At 50.2% G+C, this 12,588-nt stretch carries 4 protein-coding genes and 3 pseudogenes; 4 read left to right on the top strand and 3 right to left on the bottom strand.

Annotated elements, in window-relative coordinates:
- Positions 1-3: 3 nt before the first annotated feature.
- The 4 genes and pseudogenes from pglX to DA718_RS25560 all read left to right on the top strand — a co-directional run.
- The gene (gene pglX, locus DA718_RS25545; protein ID WP_112216288.1) at positions 4-3,660 is read left to right on the top strand and encodes a BREX-1 system adenine-specific DNA-methyltransferase PglX; all 3,657 of its coding nucleotides are present in this window, start codon (positions 4-6) and stop codon (positions 3,658-3,660) included.
- Positions 3,661-3,850: 190 nt separating this feature from the next.
- Positions 3,851-6,448: a BREX-1 system phosphatase PglZ type A gene (gene pglZ, locus DA718_RS25550; RefSeq protein ID WP_040216742.1), complete on the top strand. Its 2,598-nt coding sequence runs from the start codon at positions 3,851-3,853 to the stop codon at positions 6,446-6,448.
- Between the two features lie 10 nt (positions 6,449-6,458).
- A complete protein-coding gene (gene brxL / locus DA718_RS25555; protein WP_040216734.1) occupies positions 6,459-8,543 on the top strand; it encodes a protease Lon-related BREX system protein BrxL in 2,085 nt (694 codons plus the stop codon).
- Positions 8,544-8,721: 178 nt separating this feature from the next.
- A pseudogene (locus DA718_RS25560) lies at positions 8,722-9,156 on the top strand (IS3 family transposase); the annotation flags it as partial.
- Between the two features lie 79 nt (positions 9,157-9,235).
- Here the strand turns inward: DA718_RS25560 and DA718_RS25565 are convergent.
- The 3 genes and pseudogenes from DA718_RS25565 to DA718_RS25580 form a co-directional block, all read right to left on the bottom strand.
- Positions 9,236-9,697 (bottom strand): annotated as a pseudogene (locus DA718_RS25565) (IS3 family transposase); the annotation flags it as partial.
- A gap of 80 nt (positions 9,698-9,777) precedes the next feature.
- Positions 9,778-11,286 carry a group II intron reverse transcriptase/maturase gene (ltrA, locus tag DA718_RS25570; protein ID WP_160537662.1) on the bottom strand — a complete coding sequence of 503 codons (1,509 nt, stop codon included), beginning with the start codon at positions 11,284-11,286 and terminating at the stop codon, positions 9,778-9,780.
- A 786-nt stretch (positions 11,287-12,072) separates the two neighbouring features.
- Positions 12,073-12,553, bottom strand: a pseudogene (locus tag DA718_RS25580) (transposase); the annotation flags it as partial.
- Positions 12,554-12,588: the final 35 nt, after the last annotated feature.

Here is a 12,588-nt window from a genome sequence, read left to right on the forward strand (position 1 = left end):
TCTATGAATACCAATAACATCAAAAAATATGCTCCACAGGCTCGTAACCAGTTCCGTGATGCGGTGATCCAGAAGCTAACCACGCTGGGGATTTCCGCCGATAAAAAAGGTACTTTGCAGATTGCAGATGCCGGGATCGTCGGCGAAACCGTGCGCTATGGTCAGTTCGACTACCCCAAATCCACCCTCACCCGCCGCGATCGTCTGGTAAAACGCGCCCACGAGCAGGGCTTTGACGTGCTGGTTGAACACTGTGCCTATACCTGGTTTAACCGCCTGTGCGCCATTCGCTATATGGAGATCCAGGGTTATCTTGACCACGGCTTCCGTATGCTCTCTCACCCAGATAATCCTACCGGTTTTGAAGTGCTGGACCACGTGCCGGAAGTGGCAGAAGCGCTACTGCCGGAGAAAAAGGCGCTGCTGGTCGAAATGAAACTTTCCGGCAACCAGGACGAAGCTATCTACCGTGAACTGCTGCTGGCGCAGTGCCATGCCCTGCATCGTGCGATGCCGTTCCTGTTTGAAGCAGTCGACGATGAAGCTGAACTGCTACTGCCGGATAACCTGACCCGTACTGACTCGGTTCTGCGCGGTCTGGTGGACGGTATTCCGGAAGAAGACTGGCAAGAAGTTGAGGTTATCGGCTGGCTGTATCAGTTCTATATTTCTGAGAAAAAAGATGCCGTTATCGGTAAGGTGGTAAAGAGCGAAGATATTCCTGCCGCCACCCAGCTGTTTACCCCAAACTGGATTGTACAGTATCTGGTGCAAAACTCCGTCGGTCGCCAGTGGTTGCAGACCTACCCGGACTCGCCGCTGAAAGGCAAAATGGACTACTACATTGAGTCAGCCGAACAGACGCCAGAAGTGCAGGCACAACTGGCAGCCATTACGCCTGCCAGCATTGAACCGGAAAGCATCAAGGTGCTCGACCCGGCCTGCGGCTCAGGGCATATTCTGATTGAAGCCTATAACGTGCTGAAAAATATCTACGAAGAGCGCGGCTATCGCGCCCGCGATATTCCACAGCTGATTCTGGAAAATAATATTTTTGGTCTCGACATTGACGACCGTGCGGCCCAGCTTTCCGGCTTTGCATTATTAATGATGGCCCGTCAGGATGACCGCCGGATATTCACCCGCGACGTGCGCCTGAATATTGTTTCCCTGCAGGAAAGTCTGCATCTGGATATTACTAAACTGTGGCAGCAACTGAACTTCCACCAGCAGAACCAGACTGGCAGCATGGGAGATATGTTTGCCGAAAATACCGCATTAACCCATACTGACAGCGCGGAATATCAGCTGCTGATGCGCACGCTGAAGCGCTTTGTAAACGCCAAAACGCTGGGCTCGTTGATTCAAGTGCCGCAAGAAGAAGAAGCGGAACTGAAGGCGTTTCTCGATGCGCTGTATCGTCTGGAGCAGGAAGGGGATTTCCTGCAGAAGGCTGCCGCGAAGGCGTTTATTCCGTATATTCAGCAGGCGTGGATACTGGCGCAGCAGTATGATGCGGTGGTGGCGAATCCGCCGTATATGGGTGCAAAAGGGATGAATGGTGAACTGAAAGAGTTTGCCAAAACTAATTTCCCGGACAGTAAATCCGATTTATTTTCGATATTTATGCAACACGCATTCTCTTTGCTTAAAAAAAATGGATTTAATGCACAAATTAATATGCAGTCATGGATGTTTTTGTCGAGTTATGAAGCACTACGCAACTGGTTGTTGGACAAAAAAACATTTATTACGATGGCACATTTGGGGGCTCGGGCTTTTGGGGAAATTTCCGGGGAGGTTGTTCAGACAACAGCCTGGATAATTAAAAACCATCATACCGAGGGCTATCAACCTGTATTTTTCCGTTTAGTTGAGGGTAGTGAACATCAAAAGAAAAAGGCTCTAGTCAAGCGTGAAAACTGCTTTACTAATAACTTGCAAAATTATTTTAAAATAATCCCTGGCTCACCAATAGCTTATTGGATAAGCGAAACATTTAAAAATATATTTTCATCATCTAAGCCACTAGGTTCCGTTGCTGATGTTAAACACGGTTTATCAACAGGTAAAAACGATGCTGTAGTTAGGCTGTGGAGCGAAATCTCATATCCAAGCTTTAATCAACACTGTTTAAATAGAGAGGATGCTCTTTCAGAAAATTATAAATGGTTCCCTTATAATAAAGGTGGTGATTATCGGAAGTGGTATGGAAATTGTGAATATGTTCTACGATATGATCAATATGGCAATGATCTTATGCAAACATTTTCAGGACATCGCCATGATGGTAAAAGCCATTATTTCAAAGAGGGGGTAACTTGGACGTTTATATCCAGCTCGAATTTTTCTGCGAGATATAGCTCTCCTGGTTTTGTATTTGATGTTAGCGGCTCAACCTTTTTTGTTAATTCACCTCGCGCATTTACTGCATTTCTATGCAGTAAAATCAGTGAAACCGTACTAAAAATGTTAAACCCGACTTTGAACTTTCAAGTCGGGAATATTAAATCTCTACCTATATTAGATGGGAGTAATATATTTTCCGATTCCGAATATTTATTAGCATCAGAAATAATTGAAATTTTTGAAAATGATTGGAATAATTACGAAACGTCATGGGCTTTTTCAAAAGATAAATTATTAATTAACAAGATTGATAATTCATTATCAAAGTCAATGAAGATCTACCTGCTAAATACAGAAAGTCTCATAAAAAAAACCAAATTCAAAGAAGAGGAAAACAATAGCAATTTTATAAATGCATATAGACTAAATGATGAATTGACTTCTGATGTTCCATATAATGAAATTACTCTTACATGTAATCCATGTTATCGATATGCCAGTAATGAGGAGAATATATCTGAGCGATTTATTTCTGATACCATCTGTGAGCATATATCCTACTCCATCGGCTGCATGATGGGCCGCTACTCCCTCGATCGCGAAGGCCTGGTCTACGCCCATGAAGGCAATAAAGGATTTGCCGAACTGGTCGCTGAAGGTGCCTACAAAACCTTCCCGGCTGACAATGACGGTATCCTGCCGCTGATGGATGACGAGTGGTTTGACGATGACGTCACCTCTCGCGTTAAAGAGTTTGTCCGCACCGTCTGGGGCGAAGAACACCTACAGGAAAACCTCGATTTTATCGCCGAAAGTCTCTGTTTATACGCGATCAAGCCGAAAAAAGGCGAATCTGCGCTGGATACCATCCGTCGCTATCTTTCCACTCAGTTTTGGAAAGATCATCTGAAAATGTATAAAAAGCGCCCGATCTACTGGCTGTTCAGCTCCGGCAAAGAGAAAGCGTTTGAGTGCCTCGTTTATCTGCATCGCTACAACGACGCGACGCTGGCGAGAATGCGTACCGAATATGTGGTGCCGCTGCTGGCGCGCTACCAGGCCAATATTGATCGCCTGAACGAACTGGTCGATGGAGTCTCCGGCGGCGAAGCCACCCGTTTGAAGCGTGAGCGTGATAGCCTGAGCAAGAAATTCAACGAACTGCGCAGTTTCGACGATCGCCTGCGTCACTATGCTGATATGAGAATCAGTATTGATCTCGACGACGGCGTTAAGGTTAACTACGGTAAGTTTGGCGATCTGCTGGCGGATGTGAAAACCATTACCGGCAATGCGCCTGAGGTGATTTAAGTCATATCGCGTTCCTTCCCACACCGCCGGGCTTTAGCCTGGTGGTGGTCTCGATATGGGAAACCGGCCTTTTTCAGGCATCCGTCACCTCCAGTTCATGATAAAATGCGGCTTTATGTCAGAACGCGGAACATGGTTTCCAGGCGTTCAGGCATCTTCGAATTTACAGAATCAACATGGGATTGTGACCTTGCAAAATCAGGAATTTATTGCCGGCCTTAAAGCAAAATTCGCCGAACATCGCATCGTTTTCTGGCACGATCCCGATAAGCGTTTCCTCGAAGAGCTGGGTAATCTCGAACTGGAAAACGTCATGCTGCTCGACATGACCGACCAGTCGCAGTTGGCGGTGAAAAAGCGCATTGAAATCGATGAGCCGGAGCAGCAATTTTTGCTGTGGTTCCCCCACGATGTGCCTCCCAAAGAGTTCGACTGGCTGCTGGATATTCGTCTTTATAGTACGGAGTTCCATGCCGATTTCGCCGCCATCACGCTGAATACGTTAGGCATTCCGCAGCTTGGCCTACGCGAACACATACAACGCCGGAAGGCATTTTTCAGCACTAAACGCCTTTCTGCCTTAAAAGGCCTGGTCACTGAGCAGGAAAACGAAGCCTCCCTTGATAAGAAGATGGTTGCGGTCATCGCTGGCGTAAAAACAGCAAAAACGGAAGAGATTCTGTTCAGCCTGATTACCCAATACGTTAATCAGCAGAAAGATGACGACAGCGACCTGGAAAACACACTGGCGATGCTGAAACGCCACGATCTGGAAGGCATGCTGTGGGACATTCTGAATCAGGAAATGGGCTACCAGGCCGAACATCCGACCCTGGAAAACCTGATCCTCAAGCTATTCTGTACCGATCTTTCCGCGCAGGCTGATCCTCAGAAACGCGAATGGCTGGAAAAAAACGTACTGATAACGCCGTCAGGCAGAGCCTCCGCGCTGGCCTTTATGGTCACCTGGCGCGCCGACCGTCGCTACAAAGAAGCCTATGATTATTGCGCACAGCAGATGCAGGATGCGCTGCGACCAGAAGACCAGTACCGTCTCAGCTCGCCGTATGATTTGCACGAATGCGAAACCACTCTGAGCATTGAACAGACCGTTATTCATGCGCTGGTGACGCAACTTCTGGAAGAGAGCACCACGCTTGACCGTGAAGCCTTCAAAAAGCTTCTGTCCGAACGCCAGAGCAAATACTGGTGCCAGACGCGTCAGGAATACTACGCCATCTATGACGCACTTCGTCAGGCTGAGCGGCTGCTGAATTTGCGTAATCGTCATATTGATGGCTTCCACTATCAGGACAGCGCAACGTTCTGGACAGCCTACTGCGAAGAACTATTCCGCTTTGACCAGGCCTACCGCCTGTTTAACGAATATGCGCTGTTGGTTCACAGCAAAGGTGCAATGATCCTGAAAAGCCTGGATGACTATATCGAAGCGCTGTATTCCAACTGGTACCTGGCAGAATTAAGCCGGAGCTGGAATAAGGTTCTGGAAGCCGAAAACCGTATGCAGGAGTGGCGTATTGCGGGCGTTCCCCGGCAGCAGAACTTCTACAATGAGGTGGTTAAGCCGCAGTTTAATAATCCACAAATCAAGCGCGTGTTCGTGATTATCTCCGATGCGTTGCGTTATGAAGTGGCAGAAGAGCTGGGCAACCAGATCAGTACTGAAAAACGCTTTACTGCCGAACTGCGATCTCAGTTGGGCGTGTTACCCAGCTATACCCAACTGGGTATGGCTGCATTACTGCCTCATGACGAGATGTGCTACCAACTGGGTAATGGTGACATCGTTTATGCGGACGGGTTGTCCACCTCCGGTACTCCTAATCGCGATACCATTCTCAAGAAATATAAAGGGATGGCAGTAAAATCCGACGATCTTCTGAAATGGAAAAATCAGCAAGGACGAGATCTTATTCGCGATTACGAAGTCGTTTATATCTGGCATAACACCATTGATGCCATGGGTGACAGCGCATCTACAGAGGAGAAGACCTTCGAAGCGTGCCGCAACGCGGTGGTTGAACTGAAGGATTTAGTGACTCGTGTGATAAACCGTCTCCACGGTACACGCATTATCATCACCGCAGACCACGGCTTCCTGTTCCAGCAGCAGCCCCTTTCCGGGCAGGATAAAACCACGCTGCAGATTAAGCCGGACAATACGATTAAAAACCACAAACGCTTTATTATTGGCCATCAGCTTCCTGCCGATGATTTTTGCTGGAAAGGAAAAGTGGCGGATACCGCAGGCGTCAGCGATAACAGCGAGTTTCTGATTCCGAAAGGGATCCAGCGTTTCCATTTCTCGGGCGGCGCGCGATTTGTGCACGGTGGTGCCATGTTGCAGGAAGTCTGCGTTCCCGTATTGCAGGTAAAAGCATTGCAGAAAACCGCTGCCGAGAAGCAACCTCAGCGTCGTCCGGTAGACATCGTGAATTACCATCCGCTGATCAAACTCGTCAATAACCTTGATAAAGTCAGCCTGCTGCAAACCGATCCGGTAGGCGAACTGTTCGAACCGCGAACCCTGAATATCTTTATTGTCGATAACGCCAATAACGTGGTTTCTGGTAAAGAGCGCATCTGTTTTGATAGTGACAACGATGCCATGGAAAAACGCATACGCGACGTGACGCTGAAGCTGATTGGGGCGAATTTCAATCGCCGTAATGAATACTGGCTGATACTGGAAGATGCGCAAACGGAAACGGGTTACCAGAAGTACCCTGTGATTATCGATCTGGCATTTCAGGATGATTTCTTTTAAGTGAGGCGATATGCAAACCCATCATGACTTACCCGTTCCAGCCGTATCCGAAGGGGAACTCGTCGCAGAAGGTTACGATCTGGACGCCTTGCTGAATCAGCATTTTCGTGGTCGGGTGGTGCGTAAAGATCTGACCAAGCAGCTCAAGGAAGGGGCTAACGTTCCGGTCTATGTGCTGGAGTATCTGCTCGGTATGTACTGCGCTTCCGACGATGACCAGATCGTCGAGCAAGGGTTGCAGAACGTTAAGCGCATTCTGGCTGATAACTACGTCCGCCCTGATGAAGCAGAGAAGGTGAAATCGCTCATTCGTGAGCGAGGATCCTACAAGATCATCGATAAAGTGTCGGTAAAGCTCAATCAGAAGAAAGACGTTTACGAAGCCCAGCTCTCCAACCTCGGCATTAAAGATGCACTGGTTCCACCGCAGATGGTCAAAGACAACGAGAAGCTGTTAACCGGTGGCATCTGGTGCATGATCACCGTAAATTACTTCTTTGAGGAAGGACAGAAAACGTCACCCTTCTCCCTGATGACCCTCAAACCTATCCAGATGCCCAATATGGATATGGAAGAGGTGTTTACCGCACGTACACACTTCAACCGCGACCAGTGGATTGACGTCCTTCTACGTTCAGTGGGTATGGAACCTGCCAACATTGAGCAGCGAACTAAATGGCACCTGATCACCCGCATGATCCCTTTCGTGGAAAATAACTATAACGTCTGCGAACTGGGCCCACGCGGTACCGGTAAAAGCCACGTCTATAAAGAGTGTTCGCCAAACTCGCTATTAGTTTCCGGCGGGCAAACCACGGTAGCAAACCTGTTTTACAACATGGCCAGCCGCCAGATTGGCTTGGTCGGCATGTGGGATGTGGTCGCGTTTGATGAAGTGGCAGGGATCACTTTCAAAGACAAAGACGGCGTGCAAATCATGAAAGATTACATGGCGTCTGGCTCGTTTTCACGCGGCAGAGATTCGATTGAAGGCAAAGCGTCGATGGTGTTCGTCGGCAACATCAATCAGAGCGTTGAGACGTTAGTCAAAACCAGCCATCTGTTAGCCCCCTTCCCTGCCGCGATGATCGACACGGCGTTTTTCGACCGCTTCCATGCCTATATACCCGGCTGGGAAATCCCGAAAATGCGCCCGGAATTCTTTACCAACCGCTACGGCCTTATCACAGATTATCTCGCCGAATACATGCGGGAAATGCGCAAACGCAGCTTCTCCGATGCGATTGATAAGTTCTATAAGCTGGGTAATAACCTCAACCAGCGAGATGTTATCGCGGTAAGGCGCACGGTTTCTGGTCTATTGAAACTTCTTCATCCCAATGGCTGTTACAGCAAAGAGGACGTCCGTGTTTGCCTGACCTACGCCATGGAAGCCCGTCGTCGAGTCAAAGAACAGCTTAAAAAGCTGGGCGGTCTGGAGTTCTTCGATGTGAATTTCAGCTACATCGATAACGAGACGCTGGAAGAATTCTTCGTCAGCGTGCCAGAACAGGGCGGCAGCGAATTAATTCCTGCTGGCATGCCAAAGCCAGGCGTAGTGCATTTAGTGACGCAAGCGGAAAGTGGCATGACGGGTCTGTACCGCTTCGAAACTCAGATGACCGCAGGCAATGGTAAGCATAGCGTTTCCGGTCTGGGATCAAGTACCTCGGCAAAGGAAGCTATCCGGGTTGGATTTGACTATTTCAAAGGCAACCTCAGCCGCGTTAGCGCAACAGCAAAATTTTCTGAACATGAGTACCACCTGCACGTAGTCGAATTGCATAATACTGGACCAAGTACCGCGACCAGTCTGGCGGCACTTATTGCCCTTTGTTCCGTTTTACTGGCGAAACCCGTCCAAGAACAAATGGTCGTGTTAGGTAGCATGACGCTCGGTGGAGTAATCAACCCTGTTCAGGATCTGGCGGCTAGCTTACAACTTGCTTTCGATAGCGGCGCGAAAAAGGTCCTTCTGCCGATGTCTTCCGCGGTAGATATCCCGACAGTGCCAGCCGAGTTGTTTACCAAATTCCAGGTCAGTTTTTACTCTGAACCGGTAGATGCGGTTTATAAGGCGTTGGGAGTAAACTAAATATATCGAGGAGTGGCTCTCACTCCTCGATATATTATTTAGCTGAAATTAACCCGCCCGCACTTCCTTTAACTGGTGGCCCTATAAGTATCCCGCATAATCGTGCCATTCATATTTAGAGATCATCCGGCATAATCAATCTGCCAACGAAGGAGATCGCTATGCGTAAAGCCCGTTTTACCGCCCGGATACCACACGTGATGAGCCCGTTATTGCCGCATTGCAGGCGGTGACAGAACGATACCCACGATATGGTTTTCCAAAGCTTTACCAGGTTCTGCGACGGCAGGGATATCCGTGGAATCACAAAAGGCTCCACCGTATTTACTGTCTACTGAAACTGAATTTTCGCCGTAAGGGCAAACAACGGCTGCCGGTACGCAATCCCTCACCACTGGCCACGCCGGAAGCGCTGAACCAGAGCTGGTCTGTCGATTTTATGCATGATGCGCTGGCCTGTGGCCGTCGTTTTCGCACGTTCAATGTCGTTGATGACTTTAACCGTGAGGCGTTGTCGATTGAAATAGATCTGAATCTGCCAGCTCCGCGAGTGGTCCGTGTACTCGACAGGATCGCGGCAAACCGCGGTTATCCGGTCATGCTGCGCATGGATATCGTCGGGTATTATAGCTCGCTAAGGCCGCATGACTATAACGGTGGATTGATCTTACCCACGTAATGTGGACACGGCCCTAAGCGAGGTTCTGGTTTTCAAACTGTTCCGGGCTGATACCGCCACAGGCACTGTGTCGGCGCCACCGATTGTAATCGCACTCGATATAATTAAACACCGTCGTTCGCATGATTTCCCTGCAGATAAAGCGTTCCCCGTGGATACATTCCACCTTCAGCGAGTGGAAGAAGCTTTCCGCGCAGGCATTGTCGTAACAACACCCTTTGGCACTCATGCTACCGTGCAGATTATGCCGCTTCAGCAGCGCCTGATAGTCCGCCGAACAGTATTGCCCGCCACGATCTGTATGGACAATGACATTTCCCGGGCGCTTACGTCGCCAGAGTGCCATCTGCAGCGCATCGCAGGCCAGCTGCGCTGTCATCCGCGACGACATCGACCAACCGATGACAGCACGCGACCACAGGTCAATCACCACCGCGAGGTACAGCCAGCCCTCATCGGTGCGAAGTAGAGTAAGAGGCTGGGCGTAGTCGGACTATTTCCCTGCCTCTCCTCTCCGAACCGGACGTGCACCTTTCAGCGCATCCGGCTCTCAGTTTAAACGCTGGTGAACGCCATTGCCACTTCAGTAAAACGCGATGTATATGTGTTTCTGGCTTCCGTCCTCAGATAGGGATTTCCCTCAGGCAGACGCCAGCGGAACAGCTTCTTGCCTTGCCCCACCAACCGGTACAGTACTTCACCGCTGAGCTTGCCATGATTGGTTTTACCAAATAAAACCCACGTTTTGCTCTGACCCGGTTTCGGTGATTTACACCACCACCTCATCAGGGATGCGATACCAGCACGGTATTTACGCGCCAGCCAGTGAGCCAGCTTCCAGAACACGACACGATCGATATAACTGAACACTCTGGCCTTAAAATCAACGAACTGATAGAACGCCGCCCAGCCTTTCAGCTTCCGGTTGAGCATCTCAACCATATCGATTTTGCTTTCACTGTAGTTGCCTGATAACTGTGCCGTCAGCGATGCCGCAAAGTTTCTGGCTTTCTCCTTCGGGATCGTCGAGACCACCCGCATATCACCGTAACGGCTGCGTTTGCGGATGATCCTGTGACCCAGAAAGATAAAACCGTCGTTTACATGGGTGATTCTGGTCTTGTCCATGTTCAGCCTGAGCTTCAGACTGTCTTCGAGCACGCCCCGGCACTCCTCCCTGATGGCTTCCGCCTGTGCTTTGGTGCCTTTGACAATAAGTACGAAGTCATCGGCATACCGGCAATACGCCACAGCAGGCTTCCATTGCCAGTTTTCTCTGACCGCAGTACTTCGGCCCTGCTGGATGCTGTGATTCCAGTACCAGCGATCCTTTCGGGCTTTTCCGCTCAGGTAGCATGCATGCAGATACTGATCGAACTCATTGAGCATGATGTTCGACAGCAATGGCGAGATCACACCACCCTGCGGCACGCCTTCGCTGGCCGCCCGAAAGAGACCGGCATCAACATGCCCGGCCTTGATGGTTTTCCACAACAGGCTCATAAAGCGGGCGTCACTGACCCTGCGGCGGACGGCTTTCATCAGCAGTCGATGATGTACGGTGTCGAAGTAGCTGGATAGGTCACCTTCAATAACCCAGCGCCCCCGTGTTTCACCGCAGTCTGTGAGCTGTAACTTCACCGTGCGGATCGCATGATGGACACTGCGTTCAGGCCGAAAGCCATACGAGAGCGTATGAAAATCACTCTCCCAGATGGGCTCCATTGCCATCAGCATGGCCCGCTGAACAATACGATCCCGCAACGTGGGGATGCCCAGAGGCCGCAGTTTGCCGTTGCTTTTAGGGATATAAACCCGTCTGGCTGGCATAGGTTGGTAGTGACCCGAGAGAAGTTCTTGGCTGAGCCTTTGCAGCTCAGCAGTCAGTCCGGCCTGTAGCTTTGTTTTGTTCACACCGTCAACGCCGGGGGTATGAGCCCCCTTTGATGAAAGTGTGATCCGCGCCGCTTCAGCCAGCCATTCTTGTTGTGTTATCAGACGCAGCAGCCGTTCAATCCGTCGGGACGGATCAGTTGCTGCCCATGTGGCAAGCTTGCGTTGCATTTCGCTGATTATCAAAGGTCTTCACCTCACTGGGTCAGTTAATCCACTTCGCAAACACATTTAAACTGCTCCCCTTCGCCATGTAATAGGCTTTCCCCATCGCGGACTACTACGGAAGCTCCGCCAGCCAGCGCGTCATCGGAGCCATGCCCCCTTAACATCCGACACTGACCTTCCCCGGTTCACCTGTCTGGACTCAGACATACTGAGGAGGCTGCCCGTCGCACTCTTTGTCCTTGCTTGCCGCAAGTTGGCAGAAGTCAGCAACGCGAGCGTGTTAGGCGCTGCTGTCCCGGTGTTCTGCTTACATGTCAAAACACTTTTGACCGACACGGCATATCTATCAGTGTCAGTTCCTTCTGCACGGCCTGTCAGATCACATAGGCCGTGGTGACATTTTCAACCCACAGAGGCGGATTAACGGGTTCATGTTCTTCAGCCTTTCAGTACTCAACCTTGAGGATCATCTCGGCTTAGTGATCTCGCCTCAATCCCCGTTGTCAGCGGGTTACATCACCCTGCGGGCATGCCGCAGGTCACTGCCGCTCAGGTTCTCCGCCGTCACACCAGGCGGGATTGTAGGGTTACTCGTCATGAGCTACCGGTTCAATATTCCAGACAGACTCGTGGTTCATTTGAGCCTCCATGCTCGCCCTGAACTCCGGGCACACGATACGTGATGTCTCCTGCCCACTTCTGATTCGGGCCACTCGCGTAAAAATCCTGTTTCAGCAGATTTTCAGACACCGGAAGGCCATGTTCTCTGTAGCTGGCCGACAGTATTTATGCGTCTGCTTCGTCATTACGCCGGTTACAGCGCATGTCCTGCCAGTTGGCAGAACGGTTAATCCGCAGCGACAGCTGCGCAAGCGACACGCCCATGGTGCGGCTGACTAGGGCTATTTCCCGTCCTTTGGCAACAAGGGCGCGTGCGATATCCATTTTCGCGACTGACCGTACTCCACGGCTTCTTTCATGATCTCAACTTCCATCGTCTTCCTGCCCAGAAGGCGCTGAAGCTCCCGGACATGCTTCAGAGCAGCAGTAAGCTCTGAAGCTGGAACGACTTCCTCTCCGGCCGCAACGGGGGTAAGGCTGCCTTCCTGGTATTGCTTCTTCCACTTGAACAGCAAACTGGGCTGAATACCGTGCAGGCGTGTGACGTGGGAGACATTCATGCCCGGCTCCATCGTCTGCTGGATAATGGCGATCTTCTCCTGAGGAGTTTACGTTTACGGACTTCTTGCCCTAACAGGATTCTGGTCATCTCAAAATTGGCGTTAGTGTTAGACATATATTCAA

This window comes from Klebsiella huaxiensis (assembly GCF_003261575.2).
Taxonomy (GTDB): domain Bacteria; phylum Pseudomonadota; class Gammaproteobacteria; order Enterobacterales; family Enterobacteriaceae; genus Klebsiella; species Klebsiella huaxiensis.